This window comes from Acidovorax sp. FG42, assembly GCF_057809195.1.
This window is the reverse complement of the sequence record NZ_JBMDJM010000010.1, coordinates 59,783-76,690: the sequence shown is the minus strand read 5'-3', so window position 1 is coordinate 76,690 and position 16,908 is coordinate 59,783. Positions and strand designations below refer to the sequence as shown.

The window sequence follows — 16,908 nt, the reverse complement described above, 5'->3', positions numbered from 1 at the left end:
TGCATGCGACTCCGGGTTTTGCAACGTATTTTGCACGATTGAGTATTTTATGAAATCATCATTGCAGGAATCCACCGCCTTGCTGACCGAGCGGCTGGCCCGCCAGGACGCCGACCTGACCGCCAGCGAACGTGCGTTGGCCGAGGCGCTGGGGCGTGACTACCCCCATGCCCTGCTGGAGTCCGCCACGGCCCTCGCGGCCCGCACAGGCACCAGTGCGTCGACCGTGGTGCGGCTGTTTGCCAAGCTGGGCTACGGCAGCTATGCCGAGGCGCAGCGCGAGGCGCGGGCCGAGGTCACCGCCCTGCTGCAAACGGCCGGGCAGCGTGCCCCCGTCACCATCGGCACCCGGCGCAGCCTGCAGCAGTGCGTGGACGATGCGCTGCTGCACGACCAGCACAACCTCACCACCACACGCGATGGGCTGGACATGGCGGCCTTCGAGGCCATGGTGGCGCGCATCGCGCAGGGCAAGGGCCGCATTTTTGTGCTGGCGCAGATCAACAGCGCCCCGGTGGCCGCCTGGCTGGCGCTGCACCTGAACATGTGCCGCCCCGGCGTGCACGAGCTGGGGGCTGGCGCGGTGGACGCCACCGACCAGCTGCTGTGGATTCAGCCTGAGGACGCCCTGCTGGTCTTCAGCATTCGCCGCTACGCGAGCGGGCCGGTGAAAGTGGCGCAGCGCTTTCGCGACGCGGGCGCCCAGGTGCTGGCCATCACCGACAGCGCCGCTGCGCCCTTGGCCGCGCTGTCCCACCACCGGCTGCAGGTGCGCACGTCCAACGCGTCGCCGTTTGACTCGTACACCGCCGCGTTCTTCCTGTGCAATGCGTTGGTGTCGGCCGTGGCGCAGCTGCGGCACAAGGCGGTGTCCGAAGCGCTGAAACGGCGCGACGACCTGTGGACGGATTTTGAGTCCCAGCTCATCGTGGAAGGCCCTTCGCCCGCCGGTCGAAGGGGCAAGCGCTAGCCCACGCAGCACGTGTCTCCAGCAACCGGGGGGTCATAAATAAAAAGCGCTCCGAGGAGCGCTCTTTATTGGCACCGCGCCGTACGACGCGGAGTGCAAGGCAGCGTTCAGTGCTGCAGGATCTTGTTGAGAAAGTCCTTGGTGCGGGGCTGGCGCGCATCGGGGTTGTTGAAGAACTCGTCCTTCGAGCAGTCTTCCAGGATCTTGCCGCCCACGTCCATGAAGATCACGCGGTTGCTCACCTTGCGCGCAAAGCCCATTTCGTGGGTCACGCACATCATGGTCATGCCTTCGTTGGCCAGGCCCACCATCACGTCCAGCACTTCGCCGACCATTTCGGGGTCGAGCGCCGACGTGGGTTCGTCGAACAGCATCACGATGGGGTCCATGGAGAGAGCGCGCGCGATGGCCACTCGCTGCTGCTGGCCGCCCGAGAGCTGGCCGGGGAACTTGTCCTTGTGCGCAATCAGGCCCACGCGCTCCAGCATCTTGAGGCCGCGCTTCTTGGCGTCGTCCGCGCTGCGGCCCAGCACCTTGATCTGAGCGATGGTCAGGTTGTCCGTCACCGACAGGTGGGGGAACAGCTCGAAGTGCTGGAACACCATGCCCACGCGGCTGCGCAGCTTGGGCAGGTTGGTGCTGGGGTCGTGCAGCTTCACGCCATCGACCGTGATCTCGCCCTTCTGGAAGGGTTCGAGCGCATTGATGGTCTTGATGAGCGTGGACTTGCCGGAGCCCGACGGGCCGCACACCACCACCACTTCACCCTTGTTGATGGTGGCCGAGCACTCGTTGAGCACCTGCACCGGGCCATACCACTTGGATACGTTCTTGAGTTCGATCATTTCTTTTTCCTCAATCCAATCTCTTTTGCACCAGCGTCGATCAGCGGATGATCGCGATCTTCTGGTGCAGGCGCTTGACCATCCAGGACAGCGCGTAGCACATCACGAAGTACAGAACCGCAGCCGCCAGGTACGCCTCGATCGGACGGCCAAAGTTCTTACCTGCCACTTCAAAGCCCTTGAGCATGTCGTAGGCGCCAATGGCATAGACCAGCGACGTGTCCTGGAACAGGATGATGGTCTGCGTGAGCAGCACGGGCAGCATGTTGCGGAACGCCTGGGGCAGCACCACCAGCTTCATGTTCTGGCCGTAGGTCATGCCCAGCGCCTGGCCTGCATACACCTGGCCGCGCGGGATGGACTGGATACCCGCGCGCATGATTTCGCTGAAGTACGCCGCCTCGAAGGCGATGAAGGTGATGACCGCCGACACTTCTGCGCCGATGGGGCGGCCGATGATGGCCGGCACCAGCAGGAAGAACCACAGGATCACCATCACCAGCGGGATGGAGCGCATGCCGTTGACGTAGATGGTGGCGGGCACATCCAGCCACTTCTTGCCCGATAGGCGCATGAGCGCCAGCACGGTGCCGAACAGCACGCCGCCTACGGTCGCCACCAGCGTGAGGATCAGGCTGAAATACAGCCCCTTGAGCACGAAGTTGGAGATCAGGTCCCAGTTGTAGAAGGAGAAATCGAGATTCATATCAATGCCCCCCTCCGGCCGCGCCACTCACGACCATGCCCGGGATGCGCGCACGCTTTTCAATGAAGGCCATGATGCGGTTGATGGCAAACGCCGAGAGGATGTACAGCGTAGTCACCGCCAGGTACACCTCGATGCCGCGCGAGGTTTCTTCCTGCGCCTGCATGGCGAACATGGTGAGTTCGGCCACCGACACGGCAAACGCCACGGACGAGTTCTTGAAGATGTTCATCGTCTCGCTGGTCAGCGGCGGAATGATGATGCGAAACGCCATGGGCAGCAGCACATAGCGGTAAGTCTGGAACGTGGTGAACCCCATGGCCATGCCGGCGTAACGCTGGCCGCGTGGCAGGGCCTGAATGCCCGAGCGCACCTGCTCGGCGATACGCGCCGAGGTAAAGAAACCCAACGCCAACACCACCAGCGCAAAACCGGGCACGCCGCGCAGCACCGGGAACAGGGTGGGCAGCACGTGGTACCAGAGGAAAATCTGCACCAGCAGCGGAATATTGCGAAACAGCTCGACCCAGGCATTACCCAGCCGAACGATCATCGGACGGTCCTGCAACGTGCGCAGCGTACCGATGATGGAACCCAACACAAGTGCCAGCAGCAGCGCCAGCAGCGAAACGGACACGGTCCAGCCCCAGGCCGACAGCATCCAGTCCAGGTACGTGATGTCGCCGCCCTTGCCAAAGCAGCTTTGCACGACTTCCCGGTCCATGGTGTCCTGGCAGAACACCTGCCAATCCCAACTCATAGGAGCACCCCTTCAAATTTTGGTTATGCGTTGGGCGCCACCCTTGGCCCACCCAACAAAAAAGCCCCTTCAAACCGGTTGGCCGAAGGGGCACAAGCGTTGCGAAGATTACTTCTTGGCGTAGTCTTCCATGGGCTTGTCGTTGGGGTTGGCCCAGGCTGCCTTGGTGGCTTCAGACATGGGCAGACCGATCTTGGTGTTGGTCGGTGGCACGGGTTGCATGAACCACTTGTCGTACAGCTTGGCCAGCGAGCCATCAGCGATCTGGCGCTTGATGGAATCGTCCACGGCCTTCTTGAAGGCAGGGTCGTCCTTGCGCAGCATGCAGGCGATGGGTTCCACGCTCAGAACTTCACCAACGATCTTGTAGTCGGCGGGGTTCTTGGACTTGGAGATGTTGGCAGCCAGGATGGAGCCGTCCATCACGAACGCGTCAGCGCGGCCGGTTTCCAGCATCAGGAAGCTGTCAGCGTGGTCCTTGCCGAACACTTCCTTGAAATCGATGCCGCCTGCACGTTCGTGCTTGCGCAGGGTCTGCACGGAGGTCGTACCGGTGGTGGTGGCCACGGTCTTGCCGTTCAGGTCCTTGATGGAGTTGATGCCCGAATTGGCCTTCACCACGGTGCGCACTTCTTCCACGTAGGTGGTCACGGCAAAAGCCACGTCCTTCTGGCGGGCGGCGTTGTTGGTGGTGGAGCCGCACTCCAGGTCCACGGTGCCGTTGGTCACCAGGGGGATGCGGTTCTGCGAGGTCACGGGCTGGTACTTGATGTCCAGCTTGGCCAGGCCCAGCTGCTTCTGGATGTCGTGCAGGACGATTTCACCCATTTCGGTGTGGAAACCCACGTACTTGCCGTTGCCCAGCGTGTACGAAAGACCCGAAGACTCGCGCACGCCGAGCGTCACGCTGCCGGAGGCCTTGATCTTGGCCAGAGTGTCATTGGCCTGGGCAAATACGCTGCCAGCAGCCAAGGCGGTCACGGCAACCGCGAGCAAATGTTTCTTCATAGGGATCTCCTTGTGTTGAAAACGAAAAAGGGGGGGATTTTAGAGACAGGGGCCTGCCCGGGGTCTCCGGTCAGGACCGCACTCCAAAAAGGGGTAACTCGCAACCAGGGATATTAGTCAGAACGGGACCTGGTCGGTAGGGTATTTCCAGAAGTCGCGCAACAAGTAACTGACCGGCAGGTTCAGCACCGTGTTGTTGGGCGGAATGGGTTTGTTGAACCACTTGTCGTAAATCGGATAAATCTCGCGGCTGGTGATCAGGCGGCGCATTTCCTCGTCCACCAGCTTTTTGAACTCGGGGTCATTCTTGGGCAGCATGATGGCCAGCGGCTCGGTCGTCATGAAGCGGCCCACCACCTTGAGCGCCTTGGGGTCGGGCCGACCTGCTGCCAGGCCGTACAGCAGCACGTCGTCCATCACAAACGCGTCGGCCTCGCCCTTTTCCACCATCTCCACAGCCTTGGCATGGTCGGGGGCCTCCACGATGGTGATACCCATCAGCCGTTCGCGGTTGGCTTGGTCGGCCGCCTTCAGGGGCGTGGTGCCTTTGGTGGAGACCAGCTTCTTGCCATTGAGGTCCTCCACCTTGTCGATGGGGCTGGCCGCCTTGACCAGGAGACGCGCACCGGTGATGAAATGAGGGATGGTGAAGGCCACCTTCTGGCGCCGCTCGGCGTTGTTGGTGGTGGAGCCACACTCCATGTCGGCCTTGCCCTGTTCGATCATGGCGATGCGGTTGGCCGGGGTGACGGGCACCATCTCGACCTCCATGTCCTTCTTGCCGGTCTTCTTGCGCACCAGCTCGGCCATGCGCAGGCACAGGTCCAGCGCGTAGCCCACGGGCTTGCCCGACTGGCTGTCGACATAAGAGAAAGGCACCGAGGATTCACGGTAGGCAATGACCAGCTTGCCACCGCCAGCCACGCGCTCCAGCACGCTGGCCTGCGCAGACGCACCGACCGCACAGCACAGTGCTGCGAGGCCCCAGGCCAATCCCCAATGCTGAACTTTCATACGATGCCTCTGTGAAGGAATGAACCGGGTTTGCAATCTTCGTGCCACCGTGGGGCCCTGCCAAGGCACACGCTGCTGTCCACCGATCCGGCGATGGCGCAGACTGTACGTGTCGTTACGGTGAAATTCCAATGCCGTTTGCGCGCACAACTATGCAAACTGTTTATGTCCGTATTTACCCTTAGCATGAGGCCGCTTGGGCCTGCAGGTAGCTCCACAGCGCCTGCGCGGTGCCTTTGGGGGTGTCCTTGCCATTGGGCTTTTCGCGGTAGGCGCGCACATCCATGGTCATTTGCAAGCCTTCAGCGTCCGGGGGCGCGGCACTGACGAGGCGGCGCGAGCGCAGTTCCTTCTTCACGGCGCTGTGGGGCAAGAAGGCCACGCCGTGCCCTTCCAGCGCCATGGCCTTGAGGCCCTCGGCCATGTCGGTCTCGTACACGCGCTCCAGGTGGATGGGTGTCTGCGACTGCTTGAGGATAAGTTCGGTCACCCGCCCGAGGTAAGCACCGGGCGCGTAGCCCAGGTAGGGCAGCGGCTGCCCCGCGCGGCCCGGCAGGCGGTGCACGGGCTGGCCGTCAGCGTCGGCCTTGCTGTAGGGCGACAGCACCTCCTGCCCCAGGCTGACCATTTCATAGCGGTCGGCATCGAGCTGAAACGGCTGCGAAGGGTGGTGGTAGGCAATCAGCAAATCGCAACCGCCCTCCACCAGCCGCATCACGGCGTCGTGCACATTCAGCGCAATCAGGCGGCTTTTGAACGGGCCGAACTTGTCATGCAGGCTGGACACCCAGGCCGGAAAGAACGTGAACGCCAGCGTGTGTGGCACAGCAAACTCGATCATGTCCTTGCCCGCGCTGGTGTGCGCGCGCAGCATGGCGCGCGTGTTCTGCAGCGACTGGAGCATCTCCAGGGCCTGGTCGTAGAGGGTTTTGCCGGCGGGGGTCAGCCGGGTGGGGTAGGAGCTGCGGTCCACCAGATCGGTGCCGGCCCAGGCCTCCAGCGCCTGGATCCGCCGCGAGAACGCGGGCTGGGTCACATGCCGCAGCTGCGCTGACCGGCTGAAGCTGCGGGTTTCCGCAAGACTGACGAAATCTTCAAGCCACTTGGTTTCCATCGGCGCATTATCCGCGCGCGGGCTGGAGCCTGCTGGCCGCCGGCATGAGGGTTTCTACAGAGCGCGCGGCGCATCGACAGAGGCCGCGCCCGCGTTTGCGGCACCGCACCAATGCTGTGCATGCTTAGCAAGCGACGCATAATACCCAGCGCGTCTATCCCGCCTCATCATCGGTCAACGCCCCAGGTGCACAACGCCGCCGGGCAGCAAGATCGGCATCGGCCCTCTGTTCTTCTGACTCCCCGCGTTCATGTCCACCTCCACTCCTGAAGGGCCATCTGCTGCGCCTCCAGTGCCTGCTGCGGCGCCCAGTGCCCCCCTCGACGAACCCCGCTCCCTGCGCCTGGAAGACTGGCTCATCGTCTTGACCATGGCCGCCCTGGCGCTCATCACCTTCGTGAACGTGGTGGTGCGCTATTTCACCGATGCATCGTTTGCGTGGACCGAAGAAATTTCGGTGTTCCTGATGATCGTGCTGGCCATGGTCGGCGGCTCCGCCGCCGTGGCGCGGCAGTTGCACATCCGTATCGAGTTCTTTGCCGATGGCGGCTCCGAGCGCCGGCGCCAGGTGCTGGCGCAGTTCGGCGCCTTGATGGTGGCCCTGCTGTTTGCACTCATCACGGTGCTCAGCATCCGCGTGGTGTGGGACGACTACCGGTTTGAAGAAACCTCCCCCGGCATCGGCGTGCCGCAGTGGTGGTACTCGGTCTGGCTGCCGGTGCTGTGCGCGCTGACCACGGCAAGGGCCTTGCAACTGTTCGCCCGGCTGCGGCGCGCATCGGCGGAACAGGGAGCCCGCCCATGATCGCGACCCTGCTGTTTGTCGCCTTTCTGGGCATGATGTTTCTGGGCGTGCCGATTGGCGCGGCGCTGGGCCTGGCGGGTGCTACCGCCATCGCCATCGCCAATGCCGAGGCGCCCTGGTTCGGTCTGCTGGCGGTGCCACAGAACTTTTACGCCGGCCTGGGCAAATACCCGCTGCTCGCCATCCCAATGTTTGTACTGGTGGGCTCGATCTTCGACCGCTCGGGCGTGGCACTGCGGCTGGTGAACTTTGCCGTGTCCATCGTGGGCCGGGGGCCTGGCATGCTGCCGCTGGTGGCGATTGCTGTGGCCATGTTCCTGGGCGGCATCTCGGGCTCGGGCCCTGCGACCGCCGCTGCCGTGGGTGGGGTGATGATCGCAGCCATGGCACGCGCCGGGTATCCCGCCGCCTACTCGGCCAGCGTGGTGGCCGGTGCCGCCGCCACCGACATTCTCATTCCGCCATCGGTCGCGTTCATCGTGTACTCGGTGCTGGTGCCGGGCGCCTCGGTGCCCGCACTCTTCGCTGCAGGCATGTTCCCTGGCATCCTGGCGGGCCTTGCGTTGATCGTGCCGGCCGTGTGGCTGGCCCGCCGCCACAAGATGGGCGCCGCAGAGGCCGACATGCCGCGCCCGCCTTTCTGGCGCAGCCTGCGCGAGGCGTCCTGGGGACTGGCCGCGCCCGTGGTGATTCTTGGCGGCATGCGTGCGGGCTGGTTCACCCCCACCGAGGCCGCGGTGGTGGCCGTGTTCTACGGGCTGTTTGTGGGCATGTGCATCCACCGCACGATTCGTGTGCGCGACCTGTTCACCATCTTGCGGGAGGCGGGCGAGCTGTCCGCAGTGATCCTCGTGGTGGTGTCGCTGGCAGGCATCTTTGCGTTCTCGCTGTCCACCCTGGGAGTCATCGACCCCATCACACGCGCCATCGTGCAGTCCGGGCTGAGCGAACAGGGGGTGCTCGGCGCGCTGATCGTCTTGCTGCTGATCGCCGGCATGTTCCTGGATGGCATCTCCATCTTCCTGATCTTTGTGCCCTTGCTCATGCCCATCATGCAGCACTACCAGTGGGACGTGGTCTGGTTTGGCGTGGTGCTCACGCTCACTGTGGCCATCGGCCAGTTCACCCCACCCATGGCGGTGAACCTGATGGTGTCCAGCAAGATCGCCAACGTGCGCATGGAGCAGACCACGCGCTGGGTCATCTGGCTGGTGCTGGCCATGACGCTGGCCATGCTGCTGGTCGTCGTGTTCCCGTCGATTGCGCTCTGGCTGCCGCAGCAGCTTGGCTACTGATTTCTACTCTCACCCATCCATCCAACAAGGAGACAACCCATGAAACTGCGCACCTTCCTCACTTCGGCCGTGGCCGCTGCCGCTGCCCTTGCCTTCACTGCACCGGCTGCCATCGCGCAAACCGCGTACAAGAGCGAATACCGCATGTCGCTGGTGCTGGGCACGGCCTTCCCCTGGGGCAAGGGCGGCGAGCTGTGGGCCAACAAGGTGCGCGAGCGCACCAATGGCCGCATCAACATCAAGCTCTACCCCGGCGTGTCGCTGATCCAGGGCGACCAGACGCGCGAGTTCAGCGCGCTGCGCCAGGGCGTGATCGACATGGCCGTGGGCTCCACCATCAACTGGTCGCCCCAGGTCAAGCAGCTCAACCTGTTCTCCCTGCCCTTCCTGTTCCCTGACTACGCCGCTGTGGACGCGGTGACGCAGGGTGATGTGGGCAAGCAGATCTTCACCACGCTGGAGAAGGCAGGCGTCGTGCCCCTCGCCTGGGGTGAAAACGGCTACCGCGAAATCTCCAACTCCAAGCTGGCCATCAAGAGCCCTGCCGACCTCAAGGGCCTGAAGATCCGCGTTGTGGGCTCGCCCCTGTTCCTGGACACCTTCACCGCGCTGGGCGCCAACCCCACGCAGATGAGCTGGGCCGATGCACAGCCCGCGTTTGCCAGCGGCGCCGTGGACGGCCAGGAGAACCCCATCGCCGTGTATCAGGCCGCCAAGCTGCACACCGTGGCTCAGAAGCACATCACCATGTGGGGCTACGTGAACGACCCGCTGGTTTTCGTGGTGAACAAGGACATCTGGGCTTCATGGACCCCTGCGGACCGTGAGATCGTGAAGCAGGCCGCCATCGACGCCGGCAAGGAAGAAATCGCTATTGCCCGCAAAGGCATGGTCGAGGCCGACAAGCCCCTGCTCAAGGAAATCGCGGCCAACGGCGTGACCGTCACGCAGCTGTCCGCCGCCGAGCGCGACGCGTTCGTGAAGGCCACGCGCCCCGTGTACGAAAAGTGGAAGGGCCAGATCGGCGCCGACCTCGTGGGCTCTGCCGAGAAGGCCATTGCTGCACGCAAGAAGTGACCCTTGAGTGGGTCCGTCCGTTACCGGTGCGCGACAGTCGCCCGGTGTTTGCCAAAGCCCCGCCATGGCGGGGCTTTTTGCTGGGCGGGCGCGAAAGCGACAGCTGGGGAAGCGCCCGCGATTTCACTATTCATTTGATAGCACCTAATGCATATTGCACTAGCGCTACCGGCCGCTTTCACTTCAAATCATCGGGAACTGTGTGCTTGACCGCGTTTTTGCGCAGCTTGTGCTCCACTGCCTCGGCCAGGTCCACGCCCGCGTGGTCCGCGAGCTGCAGCAGGTACAGCAGCACGTCGGCCACCTCATCGGCAATGGGCTCCTTCAGCGCCGGGTCCTCACGCACGGCGAGCGACTGCTCCGGCGTCATCCACTGAAAGATCTCGGCCAGCTCGGCCGCCTCGACCATCAGCGCCATTGCCAGGTTCTTGGGGGTGTGGAACGGCTGCCACTGCCGCTCTGCCGCAAATGCGCGCAACCGGGCCTGCAGCGCCGTCAGATCGACAGACATTCCATTGCTCCTGATTCAATAGCTACAAGCGAATATTCCACCTGCGCTAGCGGCCTGAAATACCTGAAACCCATCACACCGGCGTGACCGGTGCCTCGCCCGCCAGGTGGCGCCGGGCGTTCTCCATGAACCGGTCTACCGAGGCCTGCACGGCCTCGGGCGACCAGCCCGCCACGTGCGGTGTGAGCACCACGTTGTCCAGGTCCAGCAGCTCGGCCGGGGGCGCGGGCTCGCTCTCGTACACATCCAGGCCCGCTGCGGCGATGCGGCCTTCGCGCAGGGCTGCGGCCAGGGCAGCGGTGTCGATCACGCTGCCGCGCGCGATGTTGACCACCACGCCACGCGGGCCCAGCGCATTCAACACATCTGCGTTGACCAGATGCTTGGTACCCGCCCCCCCGGGCGTGGCGATGACAAGAAAGTCTGCCCACTCGACCAGCGCTGCCACATCGGCAAAGTAGCGGTAAGGCACATCGGTGCGGGCGCTGCGGTTGTGGTAGCCCACCTCGATCTCGAAGCCCAGGGCGCGCTGCGCAATCTTCTTGCCAATGGTGCCCAGGCCGATGATGCCCAGGCGCTTGTGCGACACATTGGGGGGCAGCGGCAAAGCGGTGCGCCAGATGCCTGCGCGGGTGGCCTTGTCCAGCGGCAGGATGCGGCGCTGTGCGGCAATCAGCAGGCCCCAGGTGTGGTCGGCCACGCAGTCGTCGTTGGTGCCTGCACCGGTGGCCACCACAATGCCGCGCGCCTTGGCATGGGCCACCGCCACGTTCTCGTAGCCTGCGCCCAGTGCGCAGATGAGGGTGAGCGCGGGCAGCGCATCGATCTGCGCCGGGCTCAGGCCCACCGAGCCGATGGTGAGCACGACCCGCACGCGGCTGCCGTGCTGCGCGATGGCAGCGGCGGCCTGCGGCGCGTCAGGGGCGTAGATCACTTCAAAGGTCTGGGCCATCTGGGCGATGTGCTCTTCAGACAAAAACATGAGGGCGAGAAGGACGGGCTTCATGGATGACAAATCGCGAAACAAATGAAAGAGAGAAAGACGCGGTTCAAGCGGAGGCATCGCTTTGCTGGAGGGACCACATGCTCGCGTAGCGGCCCCCCAAGGCCAGCAGCTGCGCGTGCGTGCCGCGTTCGATGATGCGGCCCGCGTCCATGACCAGGATCTCGTGCGCTTCCACCACCGTGGACAGGCGGTGGGCAATCACCAGCGTGGTCTTGTTCTGCGCCACGCCCTGCAGCTCGGCCTGGATGGCGCGCTCGTTGGCGGAGTCCAGCGCGCTGGTGGCTTCGTCAAAGATCAGGATGGGCGGGTTCTTGAGCAGGGTGCGCGCAATCGCCACCCGCTGCTTTTCGCCGCCCGAGAGCTTGAGCCCGCGCTCGCCCACCATGGTGGCGTAACCCTTGGGCGTGCTGGCGATGAAGTCGTGGATGCGCGCGGCGCGGGCAGCGGCTTCGATCTCGTCCTGCGTGGCACCGGGGCGGCCGTAGGCAATGTTGTAGGCCACGGTGTCGTTGAACAGCACGGTGTCCTGCGGCACGATGCCAATGGCCTGGCGCACGCTGGCCTGCGTCACGCTGCGGATCTCCTGCCCCGCAATCGTGATGCGGCCCTGCTGGATGTCGTAGAAGCGGAACAGCAGCCGCGCCAGCGTGGACTTGCCCGAGCCCGAAGGGCCGACCACCGCCACCGTCTTGCCCGCAGGGATCTCGAAGCTGATGCCTTGCAGGATGGTGCGCCCGCCAGTGCTGATAACGCCAGGATCGTAGGCAAACACCACGTCCTCGAAGCGCACGGTGGGCTGGTCCAGCCCCGCCAGCGGCTGGGCGCCGGGGGCATCGGCCACCTCGCGCTCCTTGTCCATCAGCGTGAACATCTTGTCCAGGTCGGTGAGGCTTTGCTTGATCTCGCGGTAGATCACCCCCAGGAAGTTGAGCGGGATGTAGAGCTGGATCATGAACGCGTTGACCATGACCAGGTCGCCCAGCGTCATGCGACCATCGACCACGCCCTGCGTGGCGCGCCACAGCATGGCCACCAGGCCCACGGCAATGATGAGCTGCTGGCCGGTGTTGAGCATGGACAGCGTGGTCTGGCTCTTCAGGCGCGCTCGGCGCAGGCGCTCCAGGCTTTCGTCGTAGCGGCGGGCCTCAAAGCCTTCGTTGTTGAAGTACTTGACCGTCTCGTAGTTGAGCAGCGAGTCCACGGCCTTGGAATGCGCGGCCGAATCGAACTCGTTGGCCTCGCGGCGGAACTGGGTCCGCCACTCGGTCACCAGCACCGTGAAGGTGATGTACAGCGCCAACGCCGCCAGCGTGATCCACGCAAACCAGGCGTCGAACTTGATGGCCAGCACCGACAGCACCAGCACCACCTCGACCAGCGTGGCCACCACGTTGAACAGGGTGAAGGAGATCAGCGACTCGATGCCGCGCACACCGCGCTCGATGTCGCGCGTCATGCCGCCGGTCTGCCGCTCCAGGTGAAAGCGCAGGCTCAGGGCATGCAGGTGCTCAAAGGTCTGCAGCGCAATCGAGCGCGCCGCGCCCTGGGTGGCCTTGGCAAACACCAGCTCGCGCAGCTCGGTGAACAGCGAGGTGGACAACCGCAGCGCGCCATAGGCCACCAGCAGCCCCACGGGCACCACCAGCAGCGCGGTGGGGTCACCCGGCTTCAGGCTCATGGCATCGACCAGCGTCTTAAGCAGGATGGGTACGCCCACGTTGGCGAACTTGGCGCCCACCATGAAGACGATGGCGGCGATCACGCGCCACTTGTATTGCCACAGGTAGGGCAGCAATCGGTGCAGGGTGGCCCAGTCCGACTGGACCGGTGCGGGGCTGGCGGCCGTGCCACTGGCAGTGGCACCGGCAGCGGTGGGGGCAGTTTCGCCGTGGTGGCGCATGGGGGACAATTCCGGTTGTTGTTTTTACCGACCTGGCTGATGCCCAGGTGGTTTTTCTCGGGGCGCAAGGCCTGGTGAAACCACCGGTTTCACCAAGGATTGGCTCAGCCCCAACCGAGATTGTGCCCATGTCTGCTGTTTTCAGCCCACCACCCGCCGCATTGCCCACCGACAAGGAGCTGGTGCTCAAGGTCATCCCCATGCCCGCCGACACGAACGGCAATGGCGACATCTTTGGCGGATGGGTGATGGCGCAGGTCGACCTGGCGGGCTCCGTGCTGCCTGCGCGTTACATCCAGGGCCGCATGGCCACGGTGGCGGTCAATGAATTCATCTTCAAACAGCCCGTGCGCGTGGGCGACATCCTGTCGTTCTTCTCGGCCATCACGCGGGTGGGCAACACCTCGGTCACCGTAGAGGTGGAGGTGTATGCCGAGCGTTTTTCTGCCCAGGGGCAGTATGTGAAGGTGACCGAAGCGCGCCTGACCTATGTCGCCATAGACCACCAGGGCAGGCCGCGCCCGGTGCCCAAGCACAACGCGCCTGCGTAAGCGGATTCGTAGCAGCCCAGGTGGGTGGGCCGCGCCGGGCGGCGCCCACCCGCGCAACGGCCCAGGGCTTGGATCAGGCCGCCAACGCGGCGGGCTCTGCCCTCAATGGCGCTGCGGCGCGCTGAGCACTGCTGGACGAGGAGGAAGAAAACCCAGCCTCGATCTCACCCGCCAGCTGGCCGCCCTCTTCCACCACGAGCTTGCCGTAGCGGATCTTGCCATTGACCTTGCCCGAGCTGTAGATCACGAGCTTCTGCCGCACGGTGAGCGTGCCGTTGAACTCGCCGTGGATCTCGGCAATGTCGATCTCGGCCGAGCCCTTGAACGCTCCGTTCTCCGAAATCTGGATCACGCGCGAGTCCATCGTGGCCTCGACGGTGCCCTCGACCACGAGCGTGTCGCAATCGGTGATCTCCACGCCCTTGAGCTTGATGTTGGGGCCCACCGTGAGCTTGCTGCCTGAGCTGTCGCTGGCGCTGCTGGGCTTGGGGGCTGCCGCTGGGGGCACCGGCTGTGCCGATGCGGCACCGTTGTTCACCGCATTGCTCCCCAATACGGAGCCTGAGGTGGTGCTGCTGCGGGGTTGGAACGATTCGGGTTCACGCTTGCCAAAGAAGGGGTTTTGCACGGCCATCAGATCTCCTTGAAAAGAGGCCATGCTAGGTTTGCGGCGCGCAAAAAAATGCCCTCGTTACGCAAGAACCGTAACCAAACGGTTCGATGGTTGCATGCGCTTGCAGGGCTTGCGGGATCACACATCCCGCCGTTACACCCTACGGCGCACGGGTCAGGACACGATGTACGCGGCCGCCCCCGCCGACATGATCTGCCCGTCTGGCCCGAGAAACTCCATGCGCGTGGTGGCAACACGGGATCCCAGGCGCAGCACCTGCGCGCGCAGCTCGAAGTGGCTGCCGATGCCCGGGCGCAGGTAGTCGATGCGCAGGTCGATGGTGCCCAGCTTGGCAAAGCGGTGCAGGCGCTGCTCGGGCGGCTCGTCCAGGTGCTTGGCGCCAATCGCAGCCATCACGGCCAGGCCGCCCATGGCGTCGAGCCCCGCACTGATCACGCCACCATGAATGCGGTTGTAGGCGTAGTGCCCCACCAGGTCGGGCTTCATGTCGATGCGGCCCACCACACCGTCAGGCGCCAGGGCGGTGATCTTGAGCCCCAGGACCTGGTTGAACACGATCTTTTCTTCAAAGATGGACTTGAGCCCGGCAATGAACTCGGGCTCGAAAGCCTGGGGCTGGGAGGGAATGGTTTTGCTCATGGTGTGCTGTGGGCGGCCCGGCGGGGCGTTGCGCCTGCCGGAGACCGATGACTCCTGTTTTTATAGCTGCTGGCGCTTGATACACAAGCACCTGCGGCCATTTTGGCTCAAAACTCGCCGTGGCGCCCTTGCCCGGCCGCAAAACGCGAGGCTCCGCGCAGCGCCTCGGCCAGGCATTCGCGACCACCCGCCCACTCCTGCAGCAGCGCCTGCTGCAAGGGCAAGCCCTCAGCGGCCAGCGCGCTGGCACGGTCGGCGCGCAAGGTGGGCTGCGGAAAGGCAGCCAGCTGGTGGGCCAGCGCCAGGGCGGCTTCCCGCGCCTGCCCTGCGGGCACCACGCGGTTGCACAGGCCCATGCGCAGGGCCTCGTCGGCCTCGACCTTGCGACCGGTCAGGATCAAGTCCAGCGCATGCGACAGGCCCACCAGGCGCGGCAGCCGCACGGTGCCGCCATCAATCAGGGGCACGCCAAAGCGACGGCAGAACACGCCCATGTACGCGTCCTCTGCCATCACGCGCAGGTCGCACCACAGCGCCAGCTCCATGCCGCCCGCCACCGCCGCGCCTTCGATGGCCGCGATCACCGGCTTGGACAACTGCAGACGGCTGGGCCCCATGGGCCCGGGCGGGTGGACGGTATCGGCCGTGAAGTCCAGCGTGTCTGCGAGCGCCTCGGGCGTGACGCCGTCTCCCAGCAAACGCGCGCCCGATTGCAGGTCCCAGCCCGCACAGAAATGCCCGCCAGCCCCCTGGAACACCGCCACATGGGCACTGTCGTCTTGCTCAAAGGCCACAAAGGCTGCATGCAGCGCGTGGGCGGTCGCGGCATCGACGGCATTGCGCACATCGGGCCGGCGCAATGTCACCAGCGTGACACCACCTTGCGTTTCAACCTCTACCGACATGTGCGTCTCCTGTGGCGGGGGGCCCAAAACCTGCGCTCCCACCCGACGTTATTCCTATTGCGCAGGGTGCAGCACTGCGTCAATATGCGCCGCAACCTGCTCACAGGCCCCCATCAGGGTTAGCCCCGAGTGCGGTCTGTGCCGGGCACGTGCACCATTATTTATGCAAAGCAATCGCTTTGTAAAAATATTCTGCAGGTCTTGTGCCCACAGGGTTTCACAAAGTGCGTGCTGCCAGCCGCCACACGCTTTGCGCCCACCGGCTCAGGTCTCAATCTGGAGAGCCAGTGTGCAATTTGTGCAACTGTTGATCAGCGGTGTCTCCCAGGGGTGCATCTACGGCCTGATCGCGCTGGGCTTTGTGCTCATCTACAAGGCCACGGAGACCGTGAGCTTTGCCCAGGGCGAACTCATGATGCTCGGCGCCTTCTGCGGGCTGGCACTGATGACGGTGCTGGGCTTTCCCTTCTGGGTGGCGGTGCTGGCCAGCATCCTGGCCATGGGCTGCTTTGGCGTGGTGCTGGAGCGCGCCGTGATTCGCCCCATCCTCGGCCAGCCCGCCTTCTCCATCGTCATGCTCACCATCGGCATCGGCTACGTGTTGCGCGGGCTCGTGACCATGATCCCCAACATCGGCACCGAGACGCATACGCTGCCCGTGCCCTACAAGGACCTGTCGTTTCGCCTCGGTGCGCTGGTGCTCAACGCCGAGCAGCTGGTGGTGATTGGCGCCACGGGCGTGCTGTGCGTGCTGCTGTTCGCCATGTTCCGCTACAGCAAGCTGGGCATTGCCATGCAGGCGTCGTCGCAGAACCAGCTGGCCGCGTACTACATGGGCATTCCGGTGCAGCGGCTCAACGGCCTGGCCTGGGGGCTTGCCGCTGCGGTGGCGGCGGTGGCGGGCCTGCTGCTGGCGCCCATCACCTTCGTGCACGCCAACATGGGGCTGATCGGTCTCAAGGCCTTCCCGGCCGCCGTGGTGGGGGGCTTTGGCAGCCTGCCCGGCGCCATCGTCGGCGGACTGGTGATCGGCATCGTCGAATCGCTCTCGGGCTTCTACCTGCCCGATGGATTCAAGGACACGGCCGCGTACATCGTGGTGCTGATCATGCTGATGGTCAAACCGAATGGACTCTTCGGCGAGAAGCTGAGAAAGAAAGTCTGACCC

General features: G+C 64.4%; 18 protein-coding genes. 6 read left to right on the top strand and 12 right to left on the bottom strand.

Features of this window, described 5'->3' with window-relative positions; genetic code table 11:
- The first annotated feature begins 49 nt into the window (after window positions 1-49).
- Window positions 50-970 (top strand): MurR/RpiR family transcriptional regulator, encoded by a 921-nt coding sequence (locus tag ACODSM_RS12340; protein ID WP_309826671.1) that lies wholly within the window; start codon window positions 50-52, stop codon window positions 968-970.
- A 107-nt stretch (window positions 971-1,077) separates the two neighbouring features.
- Here ACODSM_RS12340 and ACODSM_RS12335 read toward each other — a convergent pair whose 3' ends face one another.
- The 6 genes from ACODSM_RS12335 to ACODSM_RS12310 form a co-directional block, all read right to left on the bottom strand.
- A complete protein-coding gene (locus ACODSM_RS12335; RefSeq protein ID WP_015012504.1) occupies window positions 1,078-1,815 on the bottom strand; it encodes an amino acid ABC transporter ATP-binding protein in 738 nt (245 codons plus the stop codon).
- 40 nt (window positions 1,816-1,855) lie between these two features.
- Complete coding sequence (locus ACODSM_RS12330) at window positions 1,856-2,521, bottom strand: amino acid ABC transporter permease (protein WP_015012503.1); 666 nt, start codon at window positions 2,519-2,521, stop codon at window positions 1,856-1,858.
- Between the two features lies 1 nt (window position 2,522).
- Window positions 2,523-3,281 carry an amino acid ABC transporter permease gene (locus ACODSM_RS12325; RefSeq protein WP_015012502.1) on the bottom strand — a complete coding sequence of 253 codons (759 nt, stop codon included), beginning with the start codon at window positions 3,279-3,281 and terminating at the stop codon, window positions 2,523-2,525.
- A 108-nt stretch (window positions 3,282-3,389) separates the two neighbouring features.
- Entirely contained in the window at window positions 3,390-4,289 is a 900-nt protein-coding gene (locus ACODSM_RS12320) for an amino acid ABC transporter substrate-binding protein (protein ID WP_060983901.1), read from the bottom strand.
- Between the two features lie 117 nt (window positions 4,290-4,406).
- Entirely contained in the window at window positions 4,407-5,303 is an 897-nt protein-coding gene (locus tag ACODSM_RS12315; protein WP_110961429.1) for an amino acid ABC transporter substrate-binding protein, read from the bottom strand.
- Window positions 5,304-5,484: 181 nt separating this feature from the next.
- Window positions 5,485-6,417 carry a LysR family transcriptional regulator gene (locus ACODSM_RS12310; RefSeq protein WP_110961430.1) on the bottom strand — a complete coding sequence of 311 codons (933 nt, stop codon included), beginning with the start codon at window positions 6,415-6,417 and terminating at the stop codon, window positions 5,485-5,487.
- A gap of 250 nt (window positions 6,418-6,667) precedes the next feature.
- Here ACODSM_RS12310 and ACODSM_RS12305 point away from each other — a divergent pair, with 250 nt between their 5' ends.
- Genes ACODSM_RS12305 through ACODSM_RS12295 form a run of 3 tightly spaced genes read left to right on the top strand, consistent with a single transcriptional unit; the run spans window position 6,668 to window position 9,594 of the window.
- Window positions 6,668-7,222 carry a TRAP transporter small permease gene (locus ACODSM_RS12305; protein ID WP_110961431.1) on the top strand — a complete coding sequence of 185 codons (555 nt, stop codon included), beginning with the start codon at window positions 6,668-6,670 and terminating at the stop codon, window positions 7,220-7,222.
- A complete protein-coding gene (locus tag ACODSM_RS12300) occupies window positions 7,219-8,517 on the top strand; it encodes a TRAP transporter large permease (RefSeq protein WP_110961432.1) in 1,299 nt (432 codons plus the stop codon). Before ACODSM_RS12305 ends, ACODSM_RS12300 begins: the two co-directional genes overlap by 4 nt.
- 39 nt (window positions 8,518-8,556) lie before the next feature.
- Window positions 8,557-9,594, top strand: a complete 1,038-nt coding sequence (locus ACODSM_RS12295) for a DctP family TRAP transporter solute-binding subunit (protein ID WP_422848697.1) — start codon at window positions 8,557-8,559, stop codon at window positions 9,592-9,594.
- A gap of 178 nt (window positions 9,595-9,772) precedes the next feature.
- Here the strand turns inward: ACODSM_RS12295 and ACODSM_RS12290 are convergent, their stop codons facing one another.
- The 3 genes from ACODSM_RS12290 to ACODSM_RS12280 all read right to left on the bottom strand — a co-directional run bounded on the left by ACODSM_RS12290 (window position 9,773) and on the right by ACODSM_RS12280 (window position 13,011).
- Window positions 9,773-10,105, bottom strand: coding sequence for a nucleotide pyrophosphohydrolase (locus ACODSM_RS12290; protein ID WP_488805449.1), 333 nt, complete (start codon window positions 10,103-10,105; stop codon window positions 9,773-9,775).
- A gap of 73 nt (window positions 10,106-10,178) precedes the next feature.
- Complete coding sequence (locus tag ACODSM_RS12285) at window positions 10,179-11,111, bottom strand: 2-hydroxyacid dehydrogenase (protein WP_043566012.1); 933 nt, start codon at window positions 11,109-11,111, stop codon at window positions 10,179-10,181.
- Between the two features lie 43 nt (window positions 11,112-11,154).
- Window positions 11,155-13,011, bottom strand: coding sequence for an ABCB family ABC transporter ATP-binding protein/permease (locus ACODSM_RS12280; RefSeq protein ID WP_488805448.1), 1,857 nt, complete (start codon window positions 13,009-13,011; stop codon window positions 11,155-11,157).
- A 128-nt stretch (window positions 13,012-13,139) separates the two neighbouring features.
- Between ACODSM_RS12280 and ACODSM_RS12275 the strand changes: the two genes are divergently transcribed.
- A complete protein-coding gene (locus ACODSM_RS12275) occupies window positions 13,140-13,562 on the top strand; it encodes an acyl-CoA thioesterase (protein ID WP_015012492.1) in 423 nt (140 codons plus the stop codon).
- A gap of 73 nt (window positions 13,563-13,635) precedes the next feature.
- On the opposite strand, the gene ACODSM_RS12270 is transcribed toward ACODSM_RS12275, so the two are convergent.
- From ACODSM_RS12270 to ACODSM_RS12260, 3 genes are all read right to left on the bottom strand, one after another.
- Window positions 13,636-14,196: a bactofilin family protein gene (locus ACODSM_RS12270; RefSeq protein ID WP_488805447.1), complete on the bottom strand. Its 561-nt coding sequence runs from the start codon at window positions 14,194-14,196 to the stop codon at window positions 13,636-13,638.
- Between the two features lie 153 nt (window positions 14,197-14,349).
- Window positions 14,350-14,835, bottom strand: coding sequence for a thioesterase family protein (locus ACODSM_RS12265; protein WP_209816220.1), 486 nt, complete (start codon window positions 14,833-14,835; stop codon window positions 14,350-14,352).
- A 107-nt stretch (window positions 14,836-14,942) separates the two neighbouring features.
- Window positions 14,943-15,740, bottom strand: a complete 798-nt coding sequence (locus ACODSM_RS12260) for a crotonase/enoyl-CoA hydratase family protein (RefSeq protein WP_488805446.1) — start codon at window positions 15,738-15,740, stop codon at window positions 14,943-14,945.
- A 289-nt stretch (window positions 15,741-16,029) separates the two neighbouring features.
- On the opposite strand from ACODSM_RS12260, the gene ACODSM_RS12255 reads away from it, so the two are divergent.
- Window positions 16,030-16,905 (top strand): branched-chain amino acid ABC transporter permease, encoded by an 876-nt coding sequence (locus ACODSM_RS12255; protein ID WP_056059365.1) that lies wholly within the window; start codon window positions 16,030-16,032, stop codon window positions 16,903-16,905.
- Window positions 16,906-16,908 lie beyond the last annotated feature (3 nt).